This window comes from Shinella zoogloeoides, assembly GCF_003574625.1.
GTDB lineage: Bacteria > Pseudomonadota > Alphaproteobacteria > Rhizobiales > Rhizobiaceae > Shinella > Shinella zoogloeoides_A.
Genome location: NZ_QNUJ01000007.1, coordinates 246,897 through 268,669, shown reverse-complemented (window position 1 = coordinate 268,669; position 21,773 = coordinate 246,897). Strand labels below are relative to the sequence as shown.

General features: G+C 66.7%; 17 protein-coding genes. 2 read left to right on the top strand and 15 right to left on the bottom strand.

All coding sequences use genetic code 11. The features are described 5' to 3' along the window. Nucleotides 1-9: 9 nt before the first annotated feature. The 10 genes from ybeY to trpS form a co-directional block, all read right to left on the bottom strand. A complete protein-coding gene (gene ybeY, locus DSD28_RS16125; RefSeq protein WP_119257433.1) occupies nt 10-519 on the bottom strand; it encodes an rRNA maturation RNase YbeY in 510 nt (169 codons plus the stop codon). Between the two features lie 14 nt (nt 520-533). After that, complete coding sequence (locus tag DSD28_RS16120; RefSeq protein ID WP_119257432.1) at nt 534-1,586, bottom strand: PhoH family protein; 1,053 nt, start codon at nt 1,584-1,586, stop codon at nt 534-536. A 27-nt stretch (nt 1,587-1,613) separates the two neighbouring features. Further along, nucleotides 1,614-3,002, bottom strand: a complete 1,389-nt coding sequence (miaB, locus tag DSD28_RS16115) for a tRNA (N6-isopentenyl adenosine(37)-C2)-methylthiotransferase MiaB (protein ID WP_119257431.1) — start codon at nt 3,000-3,002, stop codon at nt 1,614-1,616. Between the two features lie 54 nt (nt 3,003-3,056). After that, nucleotides 3,057-3,845, bottom strand: a complete 789-nt coding sequence (locus DSD28_RS16110; RefSeq protein WP_119257430.1) for a lysophospholipid acyltransferase family protein — start codon at nt 3,843-3,845, stop codon at nt 3,057-3,059. 220 nt (nt 3,846-4,065) lie between these two features. After that, the gene (locus DSD28_RS16100; protein ID WP_119257429.1) at nt 4,066-4,491 is read right to left on the bottom strand and encodes a Fur family transcriptional regulator; all 426 of its coding nucleotides are present in this window, start codon (nt 4,489-4,491) and stop codon (nt 4,066-4,068) included. 37 nt (nt 4,492-4,528) lie between these two features. Next, nucleotides 4,529-5,023, bottom strand: a complete 495-nt coding sequence (locus tag DSD28_RS16095; protein ID WP_119257428.1) for a GNAT family N-acetyltransferase — start codon at nt 5,021-5,023, stop codon at nt 4,529-4,531. Then, nucleotides 5,024-5,671 carry a tRNA (adenosine(37)-N6)-threonylcarbamoyltransferase complex dimerization subunit type 1 TsaB gene (gene tsaB / locus DSD28_RS16090; RefSeq protein WP_119257427.1) on the bottom strand — a complete coding sequence of 216 codons (648 nt, stop codon included), beginning with the start codon at nt 5,669-5,671 and terminating at the stop codon, nt 5,024-5,026. It abuts the gene before it with no gap. Between the two features lie 30 nt (nt 5,672-5,701). After that, nucleotides 5,702-6,271: a NifU family protein gene (locus tag DSD28_RS16085; RefSeq protein WP_119257426.1), complete on the bottom strand. Its 570-nt coding sequence runs from the start codon at nt 6,269-6,271 to the stop codon at nt 5,702-5,704. Nucleotides 6,272-6,383: 112 nt separating this feature from the next. Next, the gene (locus DSD28_RS16080) at nt 6,384-6,875 is read right to left on the bottom strand and encodes a universal stress protein (protein ID WP_119257425.1); all 492 of its coding nucleotides are present in this window, start codon (nt 6,873-6,875) and stop codon (nt 6,384-6,386) included. Nucleotides 6,876-6,910: 35 nt separating this feature from the next. After that, nucleotides 6,911-7,978, bottom strand: coding sequence for a tryptophan--tRNA ligase (gene trpS / locus DSD28_RS16075; RefSeq protein ID WP_119257424.1), 1,068 nt, complete (start codon nt 7,976-7,978; stop codon nt 6,911-6,913). Nucleotides 7,979-8,235: 257 nt separating this feature from the next. On the opposite strand from trpS, the gene DSD28_RS16070 reads away from it, so the two are divergent. Further along, nucleotides 8,236-8,712 carry a YcbK family protein gene (locus tag DSD28_RS16070; RefSeq protein ID WP_119257423.1) on the top strand — a complete coding sequence of 159 codons (477 nt, stop codon included), beginning with the start codon at nt 8,236-8,238 and terminating at the stop codon, nt 8,710-8,712. A 25-nt stretch (nt 8,713-8,737) separates the two neighbouring features. On the opposite strand, the gene murJ is transcribed toward DSD28_RS16070, so the two are convergent. The 3 genes from murJ to mutS all read right to left on the bottom strand — a co-directional run bounded on the left by murJ (nt 8,738) and on the right by mutS (nt 15,994). After that, on the bottom strand, nt 8,738-10,324 hold the full coding sequence (gene murJ / locus DSD28_RS16065) for a murein biosynthesis integral membrane protein MurJ (RefSeq protein WP_119257422.1): 1,587 nt from the start codon (nt 10,322-10,324) through the stop codon (nt 8,738-8,740). Next, nucleotides 10,321-13,164 carry a [protein-PII] uridylyltransferase gene (locus DSD28_RS16060; RefSeq protein WP_119257503.1) on the bottom strand — a complete coding sequence of 948 codons (2,844 nt, stop codon included), beginning with the start codon at nt 13,162-13,164 and terminating at the stop codon, nt 10,321-10,323. The genes murJ and DSD28_RS16060 overlap by 4 nt, the downstream gene beginning before the upstream one ends. Before the next feature lie 94 nt (nt 13,165-13,258). Further along, the gene (gene mutS / locus DSD28_RS16055) at nt 13,259-15,994 is read right to left on the bottom strand and encodes a DNA mismatch repair protein MutS (RefSeq protein WP_245424855.1); all 2,736 of its coding nucleotides are present in this window, start codon (nt 15,992-15,994) and stop codon (nt 13,259-13,261) included. A gap of 137 nt (nt 15,995-16,131) precedes the next feature. On the opposite strand from mutS, the gene DSD28_RS16050 reads away from it, so the two are divergent. Continuing rightward, a complete protein-coding gene (locus DSD28_RS16050; protein WP_119257421.1) occupies nt 16,132-18,417 on the top strand; it encodes an NADP-dependent malic enzyme in 2,286 nt (761 codons plus the stop codon). Nucleotides 18,418-18,479: 62 nt separating this feature from the next. Here DSD28_RS16050 and DSD28_RS16045 read toward each other — a convergent pair whose 3' ends face one another. Then, nucleotides 18,480-19,358 (bottom strand): GNAT family N-acetyltransferase, encoded by an 879-nt coding sequence (locus tag DSD28_RS16045; protein ID WP_119257420.1) that lies wholly within the window; start codon nt 19,356-19,358, stop codon nt 18,480-18,482. 98 nt (nt 19,359-19,456) lie between these two features. After that, entirely contained in the window at nt 19,457-21,742 is a 2,286-nt protein-coding gene (locus DSD28_RS16040; protein ID WP_119257419.1) for a hybrid sensor histidine kinase/response regulator, read from the bottom strand. Nucleotides 21,743-21,773 lie beyond the last annotated feature (31 nt).

The window sequence follows — 21,773 nt, the reverse complement described above, 5'->3', positions numbered from 1 at the left end:
TGGTCCAAACTATTCTTCGGGGCCATCCCCGTAGGGGTCAGATAGGCCAAGCTCGGCAAGAATGCGAGTCTCAAGCCCCTCCATTTTTTCAGCCTCTTCGTCTTCCATATGATCATAACCGAAGAGATGCAGAAATCCATGCACCATGAGATGCGTGAGATGATCATCGAAGGACTTGCCGAGATCGGCCGCCTCGCGGGTCAATGTCTCCTCGGCGAAGATGATGTCTCCGAGCATCGGACCCGGCATTTTTCCGGGCGTCACCGGGAATGCGGGGAAGGACAGAACGTTGGTGGGCTTGTCCTGGCTGCGCCATTCCGCATTGATGGCGCGGATGCTCTCGTCATTCGTGAAGACGAGGGAGACTTCCGGCGCGCCGGTCTTCGGGAAGGGCTGCTTTTCCTGCTTTCGCAGGTAATCCGCCGCCGCGCCGAGCACGCGCCCGCTCATTTCGAAAAGGCGTTCCTCGGAGGGCCATGCGCCCTCCTCAATGGAAATCTGGATATCGAGTTCGCTCATCAGGTATCCGGACCTCAGCGGTCCGGCAGCTCGCTTTCGTCCTGCACGGCCGTCTGCGCTTCATAGGCGCGGACGATGCGGGCGACCATCGGATGGCGCACGACGTCGACATCCTTGAAGCGGACGACCGAGACGCCCTCGACGCCCTTGAGGATCTGCAGGGCTTCCACGAGGCCGGACTTCACGCCGCGCGGCAGGTCGACCTGGCTCGGATCGCCCGTGACGATCATGCGGCCGTTCTCGCCGAGACGCGTCAGGAACATCTTCATCTGCATCGAGGTCGTGTTCTGCGCCTCGTCGAGGATGACGGCGGCGTTGGCGAGCGTGCGGCCGCGCATGAAGGCGAGCGGCGCGATCTCGATGACGCCGGCCGTGATGGCGCGTTCGACCTTGTCGCCCGGCATCATGTCGTAGAGCGCATCATAGAGCGGGCGGAGATAGGGATCGACCTTCTCCTTCATGTCGCCGGGCAGGAAGCCGAGGCGCTCGCCGGCTTCGACGGCCGGGCGGGAGAGGATGATGCGGTCCACCGCGCCGCGCTCCAGAAGCTGGGCGGCATAGGCGACGGCGAGATAGGTCTTGCCCGTGCCGGCCGGGCCGACGCCGAAGACGAGCTCGGACCGCTCCAGCGCGCGGATATAGGTATCCTGCGTCGGCGTGCGGGCGGCGATGGTCTTCTTGCGGGTGGAAATCTGCGACATGGTGAGCTTGGCTTTACGCTCCATCGTCGGCAGGGACAACTGGTCGTCCGCCGCGATCGCCATGCGGATGGCGCCCTCGACGTCGGAAAGCTCGATCGAGCCGCCCTTCTGGAGCCGGTCGTAAAGATAATCCAGCGCACGGCGGGCCTGGTTGGTGGCCATGACTTCGCCGGAGATGGAAACGGAATTGCCCCGCGCTCGCGCATCGATGTTGAGGCGCTGTTCCAGAAGCTTCAGGTTCTGGTCGAACTGGCCGAAAAGCTCGCTTGCGTATCGATTGTTCTCGAAAGTGAGCACGAATTGATTGGCGTCGGTCTGGCTTTTCGACTGGCGCGGCGATGACGTCGTCAGTTCGTGTCCGTTCAAGCGGTCAAGCTCCTTGAAATCCGCCCGTCAACCGATCGCTTGCGCGAAGAGGCTGTTGGGCCCGGCATCGGTGATTCGTACCCGGATAATGTCACCGATTTCCGAACCTTTTGCATCAATATTCACAGGCTGCAGCCAGGGCGAGCGGCCGACGAGCTGGCCGGGCTTGCGTCCGGGCTTCTCCAGAAGCAGGTCGATCTCCTTGCCGACGCAGCCAAGGGCGAACTCGCCCTGCTGGCGAAAGAGCAAAGCCTGCAATCTTTCAAGGCGTTCGGCCTTCACGGCCTCTTCGACATGGCCGTCCATCTCCGCGCCGGGCGTGCCCGGGCGGGTGGAATACTTGAACGAAAATGCCTGTGCATAACCGACCGTCTCGACGAGGCGCATCGTATCTTCGAAGTCCTGATCGGTCTCGCCGGGGAAGCCGACGATGAAATCGCCGGATATGGCGAGCTCCGGCTGGACGGCGCGGATGCGCTCGATGAGGGCGATGTATTCGGCTGCCGTATGGCGGCGGTTCATGGCCTTCAGGATGCGGTCGGAGCCGGCCTGCACCGGCAGGTGCAGGTAGGGCATCAGCTTGGGCAGGTCGCGATGCGCCTCGATGAGGCGGTCGTCCATGTCGCGCGGGTGGCTGGTCGTGTAGCGCAGGCGCGCGAGGCCTTCGATTTCGGCAAGGCGATAGAGAAGATCGCCAAGGCCCCATTCGCGGCCATCGGGGCCGAGGCCGTGCCAGGCGTTGACGTTCTGGCCGAGCAGGGTGATTTCGCGCACGCCCGCCTCGGCGAGGCGCTCGGCCTCGGCGACAATCTGGACGACGGGGCGGGAGACTTCCGAGCCGCGGGTATAGGGCACCACGCAGAAGGTACAGAACTTGTCGCAGCCTTCCTGCACGGTGAGGAAGGCGGTGACGCCGCGCGCGCGGGTCTTTGCCTTTTCCGGCGCGGGCAGGTGCTCGAACTTGTCTTCCAACGCATAATCCGTCTCGACCACGTGCTCGCCGCCCTTGGCGCGGCGCAGCGCTTCCGGCAGGCGGTGATAGGTCTGCGGGCCGACGACGAGATCGACGGCGGGGGCGCGGCGCAGGATTTCCTTGCCTTCGGCCTGGGCGACGCAGCCGGTGACGCCGATCACCATCTCGCGGCCGTCTTTGGCGCGGGCCTTCTTCATTTCGCGCAGGCGGCCGAGCTCGGAATAGACCTTTTCGGCGGCCTTCTCGCGGATATGACAGGTGTTGAGGAGAACGAGATCGGCCTCTTCCAGGACATCCGTCGCCTGATAGCCGTCCTTCGACAGCGCGTCCGTCATGCGCTCGCTGTCATAGACGTTCATCTGACAGCCGTAGGTCTTGACGAAGACCTTGCGGGTGTTCGGCTTGGCATCGGCCGGGGAAGGGATGACGGACTGTTCGCTCATGGCCGTTCCATAGTGGAAAAAGGCCGGAAATTGAAGCCCCGCCGCATCTCGCCTCTACCGGCCGCGCAGCCGAGCGCCGAGCATGGCGCGGATGCGCGCGCCGACCGTGCGGCTCACGTCCTTGCGGTTGCTTGCCCGCGTGTAGTCGACGCGCTCGCCGAAATCGACGTCGACATCGACCGCCCCTTCCCGCGCAATGCCGAGGAGATGCGGCAGGAGTTCGATATCGCCGGGCCAGGCGGCGATGGGGCGGTGGTAGCGGCCCATCGCCATGCCGTGGAGGCCCGTATAGGCGATGGAGACCGGCTGGATATGGACGACGCCCTGCGGCGCATGCGGCACGGCGGAGGCGGCGGCGCCGAAGAGCGAGGACTTGATCTCCAGGAGCTGGTTGCCGTCCGAGGTGGTGCCCTCCGGAAAGAGCACGACGATCTCGCCGTCCGCCAGCCGCCGTGCGATTTCGTCCACCTGGTCGCCGGTCTTCTGGCGCTGCTCACGCTCGACGAAGATCGTCGCCTGCAAGCGGGCGAGAATGCCGAAGACCGGCCAGGCCCGCACTTCGGACTTGGCGATATAGACGACGTCGGCGACGGACCCGAGCACCATGATGTCCTTCCAGGAGGCATGGTTGGCGGCGATCAGGAGGGGGCGGTTTTTCTCCAGCGCGCCGTGCACGCGCACCTTGAGGCCGAGCACGCGGCAGGCGACGCGGTGCCAGAGGCGCGGCAGGTAGCGGCGGATCTTCAGATTGAAGCGCAGGCCGACAAGCTGGGCCGGCAGCAGGACGAGGGTGACCGTGGCGAGGATGACGAGGCCGAGGGCGATGCGCAGCCAGGTGATCACGGGGTCACCGGGGGATGGGGGAAGGCTTCCGCTCGCGTTCCGCAGCTATCCCCCTCTGCCCCGCCGGGCATCTCCCCCACAAGGGGGGAGATTCGATGGGGCGCTGTCTCGTCCATCTTCAGCGTTACTGATTGAGCAAGGCTTGCGCGTCTTGCCGATCTCCCTCCTTGTGGGGGAGATGCCCGGCAGGGCAGAGGGGGGTGCTGCGACCTCGTCCGCCTCACTCGCCCTCCTTGAGCGGAACGCCGTAGAGCTCCAGCCGGTGGTCGACGAGCCGGAAGCCGTGCTCGCGGGCGATGCGCTCCTGCAGCGCCTCGATCTCGGGCGAATGGAATTCGATGACCTCGCCGCTCTTCAGGTCGATCAGGTGGTCGTGGTGCTCGTCCGGCACGGTCTCGTAGCGCGAGCGGCCGTCGCGGAAATCGTGGCGCTCGATGATGCCGGCATCCTCGAAGAGCTTGACCGTGCGGTAGACCGTGGAGATGGAGATGCGCGCATCGACGGCGGAGGAACGGCGGTAGAGTTCCTCGACATCCGGGTGATCGTCGGAGGCTTCCAGCACGCGCGCGATGACGCGGCGTTGCTCGGTCATGCGCATGCCACGCTCGACACAAAGCTCTTCCAGCGATTTTTCCGCGTCCGCCATGCGACCAGCCCTTCTCGTTATGCCCCCCGCAAGGGGACTAGCGAAGATCGCGCCGCATGACAAGCGCCGTGGACCGGCTGCCATCGGCGGCGGCGTAGTAGGCCTTGCGCTCGCCGACCTTGGAAAAGCCGAGCTTGGCATAGAGCCCGCGGGCCGCAGCATTGCCCTCGTCGACCTCGAGGAAGATGGCCTCCGCGCCGCGCATCTTCGCCTCGCGCAGCGCCGCCAGCATCAGCCGCCAGCCGAGGCCGGCGCGGCCGAATCGTTCGTCGACGCCGATGGTGAGGATCTCCGCCTCGCCCGCCGCCGCGCGCGCCAGAACGAAGCCGCCAGCGGTCCGGCCGAGCGCGCCCTCCTTCAGGGCGAGGAAGCCGAAGACGGGATCCTGCGAGAGCAGCGAATGGAATTCGCCGTCGTTCCAAGGCTGGGGAAAGCGGGTTCGGTGCAGGGCCGCGGCAATGCCGGCATCGTCCGTTTCGAGCGGGAATATCTCGAAGACGGGCTTGCGGGTGAAGTAGTCGCCGAGGGACATTCAGGCTCTCCGGATCGCGAAACCCGCCTGCGGCTTAGCATCGGGACCGCGCAGATAGAGCGGCTTCGGCTGGTGCTGCAAGGGATCGAGCCGGGCGCCAAGGCGGGCGACGGTGACGATCGAAACGCCATCGGGCGCGGGCGCCGCATCGTCGCGCAGGAGGGCGGCGGCGGAGCCCGCGAGCGCGCCCTCGTGCCCGGCGGCGATATCGCGCGCCTCGGAAAGCGTGGCGAGCGCCGGCGGCGACGCCTCCGCGCCGTCTGCGGCGAAACGCTGCCAGTAGACCTCATCGCGCTTGGCATCCATCGCCACCAGAAGCGGCGCGCCGGCGCCGTGCTCGGCGGCGAGCGCCGAAAGGGTGGAGACGCCGACGGCCGGGACGCCGAGGGCGAGCGCAAGGCCGCGGGCAGTGGCGACGCCGACGCGGATGCCGGTGAAGGAGCCGGGGCCGACGGTGACGGCGATGCGGCCGACGGCCGCAAGGTCCATGCCGGCCGCATCGAGCGCCGCGTCGACGAATTCCATCAGCCGCTCGGCATGGCCGCGGCCGATCTCGGCGCCGGCGGCACCGAGGATTGCATCCTGATCGGAATCGTAGAGCGCCGCGTAGCAGCCGACGCCCGCCGTATCGATGGCCAGAACGATCATGCGGGGCACTCCGGCGTCCCGCGGCGGGCCTTACATGACGGCTTCAACTTCCTGCACTTCCGGTACGAAATGGCGGAGAAGGTTCTGGACGCCGTGCTTGAGCGTCGCCGTCGAGGAGGGGCAGCCCGAGCAGGCACCCTTCATGTTGAGATAGACGACGCCGTCGCGGAAGCCCTTGAAGGTGATGTCGCCGCCGTCCTGCGCCACGGCGGGGCGCACGCGCGTGTCGAGCAGCTCCTTGATGGTGGCGACGATGGTCTCGTCGCCCTCGTCGAAGAATTCGCCTTCCATGTCGTCGCTGCCGCCGAGCGCGCCGCCGGCGAGCACCGGCTGGCCGGACATGAAGTGCTCCATGATGTTGCCGAGAATGGCCGGCTTCATGTGCTGCCAGTCGGCATCGTCCTTGGTGACGGTGATGAAGTCGTAGCCGAGGAAGACGCCGGTGACGCCCGGAATGCCGAAGAGGCGGGCGGCGAGCGGCGAGGCGGCGCGCGCCTCGGTCTCGTCACGGAATTCGGCCGTGCCGTTCTCCAGCACCACCTTGCCCGGCAGGAACTTCAGGGTCGACGGGTTCGGCGTCGCTTCGGTCTGGATGAACATCTTTCTCTCCGTGCGGCCGGGCGCTTGGGTCGGCCCCGTACATTTAGAACAATTCAAAAGAAGATAGGCGCTTCAGCGCCGCTCTTCAAGTCGCCACTCTTCAAGGCGAAGGTCAGCTCATCGCGTCCAGCTCTTCGTCGGTGAGCTGGTCCGGAATGACCGTCACCGGGATCGGGAAGGCCTGCGCCCGGCTCGCCAGCGAGGAGACCAGCGGCCCCGGCCCTTCCTTGGCGGAGCCGGCGGCCAGGACGAGGATCGCGATGTCGCGGTCCTCCTCGATGAGGCCGTTGATCTCTTCGCTGGCCACGCCCTCGCGGATCACCGTCTCCGGCTCGATGCCGATCGCCTGGCGCAGCGCCTGCGCCGCCTTGGCGAGTACGGCCTCCGCCTCCTCGCGGGCTTCCGCCCGCATGATCTCCTCGACGCCGAGCCATTGCTGGAAATCGGCATTGGCGATCACGTAGAGCAGGACGACGCCGCCATTGGAGTTCTTCGCACGCATTCCCGCGAAATGGACGGCACGCTGGCATTCCGGCGTATCGTCGATGACCGCGAGGAACTTGCGGCGGTGACCTTCAAGGCGGGAAAGTCGTCGAGAAACCATGCGCGCTCCTGATATGCGGTCTTTTCGCGGCGACCTTACTGCACAAAGCCGATGATGTCGCGAACTTCCTTCATGGTTTTTTCCGCCCTTGCCCGCGCCCTTTCGCCGCCGTCCCGGAGGATCGCGTCGATATGGCTGGTGTCGTCCATCAGGCGGCGCATCTCGTCGGTGATCGGCGAGAGCACGTTGACGGCAAGGTCGACCAGCGCCGGCTTGAAGACCGAGAACTGCTGGCCGCCGAACTCGGCCAGGATATCGGCCTTGGACTTGTCGGAGAGCGCCGCATAGATGCCGACGAGGTTTTCCGCCTCGGGGCGGCCCTTCAGGCCTTCGGCTTCGCTCGGCAAGGCATCCGGATCAGTCTTGGCCTTGCGGATTTTCTTGGAGATGGTGTCGGCGTCGTCGAGCAGGTTGATGCGCGACAGGTCCGAGGCATCCGACTTCGACATCTTCTTCGTGCCGTCGCGAAGGCTCATGACGCGGGGCGCCGGGCCGCCGATCAGCGGCTCGACCATCGGGAAATAGGCATGCACCGGCTCCTCGCCGACGACGATGTCGACGCCCGTGCCGGCCTTGCGGATATGGCTGCCGAAATCGATGTTGAACTTCTGCGCGATGTCGCGCGTCAGCTCGAGGTGCTGCTTCTGGTCGTCGCCGACCGGTACGTGGGTCGCGCGGTAGACGAGGATGTCGGCGGCCATCAGGCTCGGATAGGCGAGGAGGCCGAGCGAGACCTGCTCGGCATTCTTGCCGCCAGCCTTGTCCTTGAACTGCGTCATGCGCTCCATCCAGCCGATGCGCGCCACGCAGTTGAAGATCCAGGCGAGTTCCGAATGCTGCGGCACGGCGGACTGGTTGAAGACGATGTGCTTCTTCGGGTCGATGCCGGAGGCGATGAAGGCAGCGGCGATCGAACGGATCTGGTTCCGCATGTCCTCATGCACGAGCTGCGCGGTGAGCGCATGCAGGTCGACGACGCAATAGATGCAGTCGTTGTCCTCCTGCAGGGCGACGAATTTGCGGATCGCGCCGAGATAATTGCCGAGGTGGAGATTGCCGGTCGGCTGGACGCCGGAGAAGACGAGAGGCTTGAATGCGCTCATGACGGTGTTTCCTTCAGGCGGGTGGAGGGCCTGGTCCCTGTTACACGAGCAATTCCGGGGAATTTTTCAGCCGGAACTGCGTAAAAAATACGTCGCGCTTATGCACGGCGCCGAAGCCCCGATCAAGTGGGCGCCTCGCGCATGAGGGAGTCCTTATAAAAGACATTTTCCGGTCGTCCCTTCCCGGCGGGGATTTGGGGGAAGGCCGGTCCCGATCGGCTGTTTTGTGACGAAGGGGCACAGAACGGAGATGACCCGTGCGAAAGAACGGTTCCATCCTGCTTGCCTGCGTCGTCGCGCTGACATCACTCCTGGCGACCGAGACCAGCGCGGGCCGCAGCCACAGGCATGCCTCCCGCACCGAAAAGGCGAGCGTGGCGAAGATCTATTCCATCCAGACGCCGCGCGTGCGGCACCGATGCTTTCCGGGCCGATTGCGGGCGGTGCTCGCCCATATCGCGCGGCAGGTCGGCCGGCGGCCGCTCGTCACCTCCGGCCACCGCTCGAACGGGCGGCGCGGCTCCTATCACCGCAAATGCCTTGCCGCCGATATTCGCGTTCCGGGCGTTGCCGTGCAGAGGATCCTCGCGGCGGCGCGCTCTGCGCCGGCCATCGGCGGTGTCGGTACCTATTGCAACGGCATCGTGCATGTCGATGTGGGGCCGAGGCGGAGCTGGAGCCATTGCGGCGGGCTCGCACGCCTGACGAAGCGGGCGCGCTTCGCCGCCCGCTGACGCGGCGGGCGCCTGCCCGCCGGACCTATTCCGACGGTGCCGCTTCGGCCTTGCCACCGCGCTTGAGATTGCGGCGGATCATGCCAAGGTCGGCACCGCCGATGAGGAAGGCGACGGAGAAATAGACGACCATGGCAAGCGCGATGAGCATGCCGAGCGCCGAGACCTGCTCGTAGAGCCGCGCAGTGGAGGAGAGGCGGTCGGCGAGATAGCCGGAGGCATATTCGATCGTGGCCGCCATGACGACGGTCGCGACCAGCAGCCGCGCGACGCGCCAGGCGAGCGCCTTTTCCAGCGGCCAGTGGCCGCGGCGCACCAGCGTGACGAAGAGCATCAGCGCCGTCAGCCAGCCGGAGACGGCCTCGGCGGTGGCAATGCCGCGCTCGTAGAAGAGCGGGAAGAGCGAGACGGCCAGCACGCAGTTGACGACCACCGAGAAGAGGGTGATGCGCATCGGCGTCTTTGTATCCTCGCGGGCGAAGAAGCCGGGATTGAGCGCCTTGATCATCACGAAGCCGGGCAGGCCGAGACCGTAGATGGCGAGCGTGCCCGCCACGACGGACGTGGTCTGAGGGCTGAAGGCGCCGCGCTCGTAGAGGACGCGGACGATCTCGTCGGACATCACCCAGAGGGCGCCGGCGGCCGGCAGCGTCAGGAACAGCACGAATTCCATCGAGCGGTTCTGCAGGTTGCCCGCCTCGCGTTCGTGGCCGCCCTTCAGCGCCCGCGCCAGCTCCGGCAGCAGCACCACGCCGACGGCGATGCCGACGACGCCGAGCGGAAGCTGGTAGACGCGGTCGGCATATTGCAGGGCGGCGATGGCGCCGTCCTTGGTGGAGGCGATCATCTGGCCGATGAGCTGATTGATCTGGGTGATACCGCCCGTCACGGCGGCCGGAAGAGCCAGCCACAAAAGCCGCTTGACGTTCGGCGTCATGCGCGGGCGGCGGAAGCCGATGCGCATGCCGGCATGACGCACGCCCGCATAGAGCACGGCCATCTGCAGGAGGCCGGCGGCGAGCACGCCCCAGGAGAGATACCAGGCCGTATCGAGCGGCGAGGCGCCCTGCCAGAGCCCGTAGGCGAGCGCGCCGATCAGCACGAAATTGAGGAAGACGGGGGCGACGGCGGCGGCGAAATAGTGGTGCAGCGAGTTCAGCATGCCCGACAGCATCGCCGTCAGCGACATGCACATGAGATAGGGGAACATGACGATGGCGAGCTTCACCGTCACATCGAATTTTTCCGCATCGCCCACGAAGCCCGGCGCGATGATCCAGGAGACGATGAGCGGCATCATCAGCTCCATCGCGATCGTCAGCATCAGGAGCACGGTGAAGAGTACGCCGAAGACCTCTTCGGAGAAGCGCTTGGCCCCGTCTATGCCGCCTTCCTCGATCTCCTTGGCGAAGAGCGGGACGAAGGCGGCGTTGAAGGCGCCCTCGGCGAAGAGCCGGCGGAAGAGGTTGGGGAAGCGGAAGGCGGCGTAGAAGGCGTCGGCCATCGGCCCGGTGCCAAGCGCCGCGGCCATCAGCGTTTCACGCGCGAAGCCGAGCACGCGGCTGCCGAGCGTCGCGCCGCCCACGGTCGCGAATTTCCTGACAAGACTCATTGTTCTGCCCTGATCCTTTTCGCCATGGCGGCAACGGGCGCGATCATGCCGGGCGGCATGCGATCGCGCAGTTCATCCGCCTCGTCGGCCATCACGGCCTTCAGCCGTGCGACGATATTGGCCTGCCGGTTTTCGTTGGTGACCTTCTGGCCGACAAGGTCGGTGACGTAGAAGGTATCGATGACCTTCTCGCCGAAGGTGGTGATATGCGCCGAGGCAATGTCGAGCGAGAGGTCGGAAAGCACGGCCGTCACCTCGGAGAGAAGCCCGGGACGGTCGAGGCACTCGATCTCGATGACGGTGAACTTGTTCGACAGCGTGTTCGAGATGGTGACGGCCGGCGAGACCGTGAAGGTGCGGCTGCGCCTGCGGCCCCTGGCGCGCGTCGCGATCACCTCCGGCAGGCGCTTGCGGCCGGACAGCACGTCCTCGATCATCCGGCCGATCGTGCCGGCGCGGCGCATCTCGTCCGCATCGTCGGGGAACTCGCGGTTGACGAGGATCGTATCCAGCGCCCGCCCGTCGGAAGTCGTGAAGATCTGCGCATCGACGATGTTCGCCCCCGCCGCCGCGCAGGCCCCGGCGATGACCGTCAGCAGGCGCGGATGGTCGGGCGAGAGCACCGTGATCTCGGTGATGGCGTGGAAGGAATGGGTGCGCACCGTGGTGGCGAGCGTCTGCCTTGCCCTGTCCGCCTCGCGGATGAAAGCGGCATGGCGCACCTGGTCCTCCAGCGAGACGGTCAGCAGGTAGGGCTCGTAATGGAGGCGCGCATAGGTGTTGCGGTCCTTCTGGCTCCAGTCGGCCGGCAGCGCCTCCGACAGCATTTCGCGGGCGGCCTGCGCCCGCTCCTTGCGCGACAGCTCGGAAAAGCCGCCGGAGATGAGCAATTCGGTCTCGTAGTAGAGTGTGCGCAGGAGCTGGCCCTTCCAGCCGTTCCAGACGCCCGGGCCGACCGCGCGGATATCGCAGACCGTCAGCACCAGCAGCATCTTCAGCCGCTCCATCGACTGCACCTTGTCGGCGAAGTCGACGATGGTCTTGCGGTCGTTGAGGTCGCGGGTCTGCGCGACCATGGACATGGTCAGGTGCTCCTCGATCAGCCAGACGACCAGCTCCGTCTGCTTGGGCGAGAGCCCGAAGCGCGGGCAGAGTTTTCGCGCGACCTTCGCGCCCGCCGAGGAATGGTCCTCCGGGCGGCCCTTGGCGATATCGTGCAGCAGCACCGCGACATAGAGCGGGATGCGGTCCTCGATGCTCGGCATCACCTGGTAGCTGAGGGGATGGGCCTCCTTCTCGCGGCCCTGGTCGATATCCGCCAGCACGCCGACGGAGCGGATCAGGTGCTCGTCGACCGTGTAGTGATGATACATGTTGAACTGCATCATCGCGACAATCTTGCCGAAATCCGGAATGAAGCGGCCGAGCACGCCCGCCTCGTTCATGCGGCGCAGGATGAGGGCGGGGTCGCGCGGCGAGGTGAGGATGGAGAGGAAGAGGCGGTTCGCCTCCTCGTCCTCGCGCAGCGCGGCGTTGATGAGCTTCAGCGAGCGCGTGACCTCTTTCAGCGCGTCGGGATGGAACTCCAGCCCGTTGATGTCGGCGATATGAAACAGGCGGATGAGGTTGACCGGATCGCGCTTGAAGACGTCCGGATCGGCGATGGTGATGCGTCCGCGATCCTCCAGGAAATCCAGCGTGCCGGCGATCTTGCGCGCGCGCCGCGTGAAGCGGCTGATGGCGGCGGTGATGCCGGGCGCTTCCTTGGCCTGCTGGTCCTCCAGCGTGGCGCAGAAGATGCGGGTCAGGTCGCCCACGTCCTTGGCCACGAGGAAATAGTGCTTCATGAAGCGCTCGACGGCGGAAAGGCCGGGATGCGGCTGGTAGCCGAGGCATTCGGCGATCTCGCGCTGGATGTCGAAGGACAGCCGCTCCTCCGCCTTGCCCGTCAGGAAATGCATGTGGCAGCGCACCGCCCAGAGGAAATCGTCCGCCTTGCGGAAAAGCTTGTATTCCTGCCGCGAGAGGACGCCGAGCTTCACCAGCTCGGCGGGGTCCTTGATGTGGTAGAAATATTTGGCGATCCAGAACAGCGTGTGCAGGTCGCGAAGCCCGCCCTTGCCTTCCTTGACGTTGGGCTCGACGAGATAGCGCGTGTCGCCGGCCTTGCGGTGGCGCTCGTCGCGCTCGGCGAGCTTCGCCGCGATGAATTCCGGGCCGGTGCCGCGCACGATCTCGCGGTCGAAGCGCACCGCCATCTCCTCGAACAGCGCCGCCGAGCCGCAGATATAGCGTGCCTCGAGGATCGCCGTGCGGATGGTCATGTCGCCCTTGGAGAGCTGGATGCACTCCTCCAGATTGCGCGTGGCGTGACCGACCTTGAAGCCGAGATCCCACAGGATATAGAGCATGAACTCGATGGCCGGCTCGCTCCAGGCGGCCGGCCTTGCCGGCAGCAGGAAGAGCAGGTCGATGTCCGAGCCCGGCGCCAGCGTGCCGCGCCCGTAGCCGCCGACAGCCGTGACCGTGATGCGCGCGGCGGGCGGGGCCTGCCCCGCGCTGAAGACATGGTTGAGCGCGAAATCGTGCAGCACCGCGATGAGCTGGTCCTGCAGCCAGGAGATGCGCGCGGCGCATTGCAGGCCGCTGCCGTCCTCGAAAAGCAGTTCGCGCGCCCGCTCGCGGCCCGCCGCATTGGCCTTCTTGAACTCGGCCAGAAGCGCGCCACGCATGCGGTCGCGGTAATCGGCGTTGGTGCTGGCGATGAACTCGCAGCGGGCGCGCAGCGCCGGAACGTCGAGGAGGCCGGATTCGGCCGGTGCCAGAAGCTTCTTTTCCATCGGATGCCGGCCCGGGTCCCGCTTATCGTCCATCGCCCGTTCGATTCGCATGCCTATAGACCCTTTCAGCATGCAAGGACAATGATCCGAGCCGCTAGGCTTTGCCAAGTTCTTTCTTCAGCACGTAGAGCGCATCGAGCGCTTCGCGCGGCGTCATGTCATCCGGGTTGAGGCCCTTGACCAGCTCTTCCACCTTCGACGGGCCGCTGCGCTTCTCCTCCTCGCGGCGCACCGCGACCTGGAACAACGGCAGGTCGTCGATGAGCTGGCTTGCCGGGTTCTTGCGGTCGGCATCCTCCAGCTTGGCGAGCACGTCCCGCGCCCGCGCCACCACCGAGGGCGGCAGGCCGGCAAGGCGCGCCACCTGGATGCCGTAGGAGCGGTCCGCCGCGCCGGGGCCGACCTCGTGCAGGAAGATGACGTCGCCGTCCCATTCCTTGACGCGCATCGTGGCATTGGAAAGGCGGGCGAGCTTTTCCGAAAGCACGGTCAGCTCGTGGAAATGGGTGGCGAAGAGACCGCGGCAGCGGTTCGCCTCGTGCAGGTGCTCGACGGCGGCCCAGGCGATGGAAAGGCCGTCGAAGGTCGCCGTGCCGCGACCGATCTCGTCGAGGATGACCAGCGAGCGCTCGGTCGCCTGGTTGAGGATCGCCGCCGTCTCGACCATCTCGACCATGAAGGTGGAGCGGCCGCGCGCCAGATCGTCCGAGGCGCCGACGCGCGAGAAGAGCCGGTCGACCACGCCGATATGGGCGCTTTCGGCCGGAACGTAGGCGCCCATCTGCGCGAGGATGGCGATGAGGGCGTTCTGGCGGAGGAAGGTCGACTTACCGCCCATGTTGGGGCCGGTCAGCAGCCAGATCGCGCCGTGGCCCTTGCCGTCCGTCGGCGAAAGGTCGCAGGAATTGGCGACGAAGGCGGCGGCCTGCTGGCGGCGCAGCGCCTGCTCCACCACCGGATGACGGCCGCCGACGATGGCGAACATGGTGGAATTGTCGACCACCGGCCGGCAATAGGCCTGTTCCTCGGCAAGCGCCGCAAGGCCGACGGAGACGTCGACCACGCCAAGCGCCCGCGCCGCCGCCTTGATGGCCTCGGCTTCCGCGACGACCGCCTCGACCAGCCCGTCGAAGGCGGCAAGCTCGATGGCGAGCGCCCGGTCGGCGGCATTGGCGATCTTGGTTTCGAGCTCGGAGAGCACCGTGGTCGTGAAGCGCATGGCGCCGGCCATGGTCTGGCGGTGGATGAAGCGGGCCTTGGCCTCGTCGCCGTCCGTCAGCGCCGAGGCATTGCCGGCGGAGACCTCGATGAAATAGCCGAGCACGTTGTTGTGCTTGATCTTCAGCGACTTGACGCCCGTCTCCTCGGCATATTGCAATTGCAGGCCGGCAATGACCCGGCGGGACTGGTCGCGCAACGCGCGCATCTCGTCCAGTTCGCCATCCGCCGCCTCGCGGATGAAGCCGCCGTCGCGCTTGAGGAGCGGCAGCTCGTCGGCCAGCATCACGGCGAGACGGTGCGACAGGTCGACAGGCAGTTCGGCTATGGCGGTGCGGGCGTCGGCAAGCTCGCCTTCCAGCTCTTCCGCCGCCATCAGCCGCGCGATGTCGGCGGACACGGAAAGACCCTGGAGGATCGCGCCGAGATCGCGCGGGCCGCCGCGGCCGAGCGCGATGCGCGACAGGGCGCGCGGCATGTCGGGCAATTGCTTCAGCGTCCGGCGCAGGTCCTCGCAGAAGGAGGGGCGGTCGGCGAGCGTCGAAATGGAATCGAGGCGGATGTTGATCGCCTCGGGATCGGTCAGCGGCGACATCAGCCGTTCGGCGAGAAGGCGCGCGCCGCCGCTGGTGACGGTGCGGTCGATGGCTTTCAGCAGCGTGCCGGCACGGTCGCCGGACTGGGTGCGCACCAGTTCGAGATTGCCGCGCGTCGCCGGGTCGATGAAGAGCGTCGAGGCCGAGCTTTCGCGCTCCGGCCTTCCGAGCGGCGGGCGCTCGGCGATCTGCGTCTTTTCCACGTAGGAGATCGCCGCCGAGGCGGCCGCCAGCTCGGCGCGCGAGAACGTGCCGAAGCCGTCGAGCGTCGAGACGCCGAAATAGCGGGCGATGCGGCCCTCGGCCGTCGCGCTGTCGAAGAGCACGGCGGGCTGCGGGACGGCGACGCGCCCGACGACGTCCAGAACGGGGCGGAATTCCGGGTCGTGGAACAACGTGTCCGGCACGATCAATTCGCGCGGGTCGATGCGCAGGATATCGGCGAGAAGCTGGCCCTGCGCCGTCTCGGACAGGCGAAAGATGCCGGTGGAGATGTCGATCCAGGCGAGCGCCATGGCGGGCTCGCCGCCGCCGCGGATACGCGCGACGGCCATCAGGTAGTTGGCGTCGGACGGCGAGAGGAGCTTTTCCTCGGTCAGCGTGCCGGGCGTGACGAGGCGCACGACATCGCGGCGAACGACGGATTTCGAGCCGCGCTTCCTGGCCTCCGCCGGGTCCTCGACCTGCTCGCAGACGGCGACGCGGAAACCGACGGCGATGAGCTTCTGGAGATAATCGTCCGCCGCATGGACCGGCACGCCGCACATCGGGATATCGAGGCCCATATGCTGGCCGCGCTTGGTGAGCGTGATGCCCAGCGCGCGGGAGGCGTCCACCGCGTCCTGGAAGAACAGCTCGTAGAAGTCGCCCATGCGGTAGAACAGCATGCTGTCCGGATTGGCAGCCTTGATCTCGATATACTGCTCCATCATCGGCGTTGCCGATGCGCGGCTTTCGTCGCTGGCGAGCTCGGCCGTCGACAGGATATCGTTCGGTCGCACGATCTGATCGTTCACGGAGATTCTGTTTCTTCTAAAATGAAGGGTCTGTTCTTCCCAAAAAAGAGGTGCCACCCTAGCCGCGCAGCGATATAGAAAACAACAGCTGTCAGCAGCTACGGGCCTATCGCCCACAGGAGTGTGAAGGGGGGAGCATGCCGGGTACCGACAAATCAGATCGCCAGAGGGCAACCGTCACGGACCAGGAGGCGCTGGATTTCCACGCGAACGGCCGTCCCGGCAAGCTCGAGATCACGCCGACCAAGCCGATGGCGACGCAGCGCGACCTCTCGCTCGCCTATTCGCCGGGCGTCGCGGTGCCCGTGAAGGCCATCGCCGAGGATCCCGGCCTTGCCTATGACTACACGACGCGCGGCAACATGGTCGCCGTCATCTCCAACGGCACCGCCATCCTCGGCCTCGGCAATCTCGGCGCGCTCGCCTCCAAGCCGGTGATGGAAGGCAAGTCCGTCCTCTTCAAGCGCTTCGCCGACGTCGATTCCATCGACCTCGAGGTCGACACCGAGAATGTCGACGAGTTCATCAACTGCGTGCGCTATCTCGGCCCCTCCTTCGGCGGCATCAACCTGGAAGACATCAAGGCGCCGGACTGCTTCATCATCGAGCAGCGCCTGCGCGAGCTGATGGACATTCCGGTCTTCCACGACGACCAGCACGGCACCGCCATCATCGCCGCCGCCGGCCTCATCAACGCGCTGGCGCTGACCGGCCGCGACTTCAAGACGACCAAGCTCGTCTGCAACGGCGCGGGCGCGGCGGCCATCGCCTGCATCGAGCTGATCAAGGCGATGGGCTTTGCGCCCGAGAACGTCATCCTCTGCGACACCAAGGGCGTCATCTACCAGGGCCGCGAAGACGGCATGAACCAATGGAAGTCGGCGCATGCCGTCAAGACGGATCGCCGCACGCTGGCCGAGGCCATGAATGGCGCCGACGTCGTCTTCGGCCTTTCGGCCAAGGGCGCACTTTCGGAGGAGATGATCCGCTCCATGGCGCCGAAGCCGATCATCTTCGCCATGGCCAATCCCGATCCGGAGATCACACCGGAGGAAGTCGCCCGCATCCGTGACGACGCCATCGTGGCGACTGGCCGTTCGGACTATCCGAACCAGGTCAACAATGTCCTCGGCTTCCCCTATATCTTCCGCGGCGCACTCGACGTGCGCGCCTCCACCATCAACGACGCGATGAAGATCGCCGCTGCCGAGGCGCTGGCGCATCTTGCCAAGGAAGACGTGCCGGACGACGTCGCCGCCGCCTATCAGGGCGTGCGCCCGCGCTTCGGGCCGCAATACATCATCCCCGTGCCCTTCGATCCGCGCCTCATCTCGGCAATCCCCGTCGCCGTCGCCAAGGCAGCGATGGAGACGGGCGTCGCGCGCAAGGACATTCCCGACCTCGACGCCTATGCCCGCGATCTTCGCGCGCGCCGCGACCCGATCGCCTCGACGCTCCAGCAGATCTATGCCCGCGTCCGGCGCCAGCCGAAGCGCGTCGTCTTCGCCGAGGGCGAGGAGGAGCAGATGATGCGCGCGGCCGTCTCCTACGCCAACCAGCAGCTCGGCACCGCCATCCTGCTCGGCCGCGAGGAGCATATCCGCGAAACGGCGGAACGGGCCGGCATCGACCTTGACCGCCCCGGCATCGAGCTGGTGAATGCCCGCATCTCGACGCGCAACAATGTCTATATCGACTATCTCTATGCCCGCCTGCAGCGGAAGGGCTATCTCTTCCGCGATGCCCAGCGCCTGATCCACAACGACCGCAACCACTTCGCGGCCTGCATGGTGGCGCTCGGCGATGCCGATGCGATGGTGACGGGCCTGACCCGCAACTATTCCACCGCGCTGGAGGATGTGCGCCGCTGCATCGACGCCAAGCCGGGCCACCGGGTCATCGGCGCCTCGCTGGCGCTCTGCCGCGGCCGTGCCGTGCTGGTCGCCGATACGGCTGTGCACGACATGCCCTCCTCGGAGGAACTCGCGGATATCGCGGAGGAAGCGGCCGGCCTCGCCCGCCGCCTCGGCTACGAGCCGCGCGTCGCCATGCTCGCCTATTCGACCTTCGGCCATCCGTCGGGCGAACGCTCCGAGCGGGTGCGCGAGGCGGTGAAGATCCTCGACCGCCGCCGCGTCGATTTCGAATATGACGGCGAGATGGCCGCGGACGTGGCGCTCAACCCGCGCATGATGGAGCAATATCCGTTCTGCCGCCTCTCAGCCCCCGGCAACGTGCTGGTCATGCCGGCGTTCCACTCGGCGTCGATCTCGACCAAGATGCTGCAGGAACTCGGCGGCTCGACCGTCATCGGCCCGCTGCTCGTCGGCCTCGACAAGTCGGTGCAGATCGTCACCATGGGCGCCAAGGACAGCGACATCGTCAACATGGCGACGCTGGCGGCCTATAATTCCGGCACCTGACGCATAAAAACCGCCCGTCCCGGAGGTCACGGGGCGGGCGGCAAACAATTCCGGACTTTTTCCTAGCTCGCGAAACGCCCGGCGTCCGCACCGTAATAATTGAGGTAGCGGCCGGAGATCTTGCCGATCGGCAGGACGATCAGCACGTCCGTCGTGTTGAAGCCGTGGTCGACGACGGCGCCCTCGCCGATGGCCGCGCCGAGGCGCAGATAGCCCTTGATCAGCGGCGGCATGGCGGAAAGCGCCTTGCGCGCATCGACGCCCTCGGGCGGCATCAGGTCCATGGTGCGGAAAAGCTCCGGGCGGGCCGAGACGTGCCACTCGTCCTTCGCCAGCACATTGTGATGCAGGAAGGAAAGCGCCAGCGCATGCTCCTCCGGCACGATGCCGTGGAACGAGGCGCAGCCGAACATCACGTCGATGCCGTGTTTCAGCGAATAGGCCCAGGCGCCCTGCCAGAGCAGTTCCACCGTGCGCTTGGTGCGGTAGGCCGGCAGCACGCAGGAACGGCCGAGTTCCATGAAGCGCTTGTCCGCATGCCGGGCGATCAGCGTATCGACGTCGAATTCCGACTGGGAATAGAAGCCGCCGGAGACCGTGGCAATATCCTGCCGCAGCAGGCGGTAGGTGCCGACGATCTGCTCCTCGGCATCGCCCTCGATGGCGGTGTCGAGCACGAGGAGATGGTCGCAGACCATGTCCCAGGCGTCGATATCGCGCTTGCGGCGCACGGCATCCGGCGAAAGCTGCGCGTTCATTTCCTCGGCGAAGACGCGGTAGCGCACGGCCTGCGCCGCATCGATCTCCGAGACGGAGCGGGCGACGCGCGTTTCGAGATTGCCGATGCGGCCGAGCACGTCGGTAGCCGTGCGGCCCGCGACCGGAGCCGGCTGCTTGGCGATGTCCGCCGGGGCGATGGTCTGTGCGAGGTCGAGCGTCATGGCAATGTACCTGTCAAGCGAAGCTTCGTGGGTTTAACCACGATTCTGCAACAGGATAATGACGCAACGCAGGCTTGAACACCCCAAAGCGTCTGCGCCTATGCGCTGGCGCGCCGCGCAAGCCGGGCGATCTCGGCGATAAGCCGCGCGGGATCGGCAGGCTTTGCCAGCACCGCGTCGGCGCCGACAGCCAGAAGCTCCTCGCGCAGGCCGGCGCGGCTGTCGGCCGTCAGGACCAGCACCGGCAGGGCCGCATTACCGTAGTCGCGCCGGACGATGCGCGCGATCATCTCCCTACCATCGCCGCCCGGCATGCCGAGGTCGGTGACGATGAGGTCGGCCGCGAAGGCCCCCGCCGCCGTCGCGCCGGCAAGCGCGGCAACGAGCGCCGGATAATCCGGCACATGGCGCACCGTGTGGCCCGCCCGCTCCAGCACGGAGCGCACCAGCATGGCGTTCACCGGATCGTCCTCGGCCAAGAGGATGCGGATGCCGGCGGGCTCGGCCGGGATCGGAAACATTGTCTGCTGCGGCAGGTCCTTGAGGATCGGGCGGTTGTCGTTGATCGCGTCGCGAACCTCCACGCCCTTCATGCGGCCGCGCAGCACCTCGACCAGCGAGCGCTCGCGCAGCGGCCGGATGAGCCAGGAATCGAAACCCTCGCCATTGCCGAGCGCCCGGCCGCCGCGCTCCTCCGGATTGACGAGATAGATGCGGCGCGCTTTGCTGTCGCGCAGGAAGGCGAGATCCGCTAGGTCGCGGCGATAGGCGCCGGCAAGGCGGTTGTCGACGATGATATCGGTGAGCTTCGCCTTGCGGCCGGAAAGATGCTGCACGAGGTCGAGCGCCTCGTCGGCGGAGGTGGCGAGGTGGCAAGCGCCGCCGAGGGCTTCCACGGTGCGGGCGAGCGCCGCCGAGGCCGGGCCGGCGGGAGCCAGCAGGAAGACGAGGCTGCCGGCAAGGATGCCCTTGCGCGCGCCGCGCGCGGGCTTCGGCGTGCGGATATCGACGGGCATGCGGATGGTGAAGGTGCTGCCCTTGCCGGGCGTGCTTTCGAGTGTCAGCGCGCCGCCGGCCTCCTTCAGAATGCGGGCGGAGATGGCAAGGCCGAGGCCGGTGCCGCCGCTGCGCTGGGCCGGGCTGCCGGTCTGCTCGAATTCCTCGAAGATGCGGGCCTGTTCCTCCGCATTCATGCCGGGGCCGGTATCGGTGACGCGGATGACGACGGCGCCGTGGTCCAGCGCGGTCTCGAGCGAGACGCCGCCGGCATGGGTGAACTTCACGGCATTGCCGACGACGTTGTAGAGCACCTGGCGCAGCCGCGGCGCATCGTAGATCAGGAGGCCCGGCACGTCCGGCGCCACGAAGGAGCCGATCTCGATGCCCTTTTCATGCGCCCGGTGGGAGAGCATCTCCACGACGCTTTCCAGCATCGGGCGCACCGGCTCTTCCGAGGGGCGGAGCTGGAAGCGGCCGGCCTCGATGGTCGAGAAATCGAGGAGGTCGTCGACGAGCTGCACCAGCGCATGGCCGGACTGGCGCATGCCGGCGAGATAGTTCTTCTGCTCGGCGGTCAGCCGCGTCTGGCCGATGAGGTGCGACATGCCGAGAATGCCGGAGAGCGGCGTGCGAATCTCGTGGCTGACGGTGGCGAGCAGGCGCGACTTGGCGGCACTCGCCTCCTCCGCGCGCTGGCGGGCGCGTTCGCGCTCGCCCTCGGCAAGGCGTTCCTCCGTCACGTCGCGGGCGATGGAATGGACGACCAGTTCGCCGGAGGCGGGATCGCGCACGGTGACGTCGTGCCAGGAATAGACGCGCCGGCAGGCGGGGCCCACCACATCGACGTCGTAGCGATGGGGGATCGCCTGCGAGCGGAAGGTGAGGCCGAGCGCCTCGCATGTCCTGCCCTCTACTTCAACGATACCCGTCAGCTCGCCGAGCACGGCGTTGGCGCTGAGGATGCGGCCGTCGAGCGCGCGCACGACGACGATGTCGCCGAGCACGTCATGGATGGCCGAGAGGATCTGCGAGGTTTCGCTGCGCTCCCAGGAGCGGTCGTGCGCGTGCTCGACGCCGGTGGCGGCGCCGCGCGTGAAGAAGAGGAAGGCGGCGCTCGCAACACCGGCAAGGCCAAGGGCCGTGGCGGCGATAGGGAAGCCGGACGACAGGCCCGTCGCCAGCGCCAGGCCGGAAAGGAACAGGATGAGGCCGGAAAGAATGGCCCGGAATGGAAGATTTTTGTCCGGCACCGGCGCGCTGGCGGGCGCCTCCACGGCGCGGTCATCCGGCGTCGCCGCCCTTTCGGAACGGGTGCGGGGGGCACGGGGCGGCGCCTCGGCAAATTCGGCCTTGAGCCGGTTCTGTAGCTTGACAGGTTCGCTCATGAGGCCCGCATAGCATGCGGACCGTTCAGAA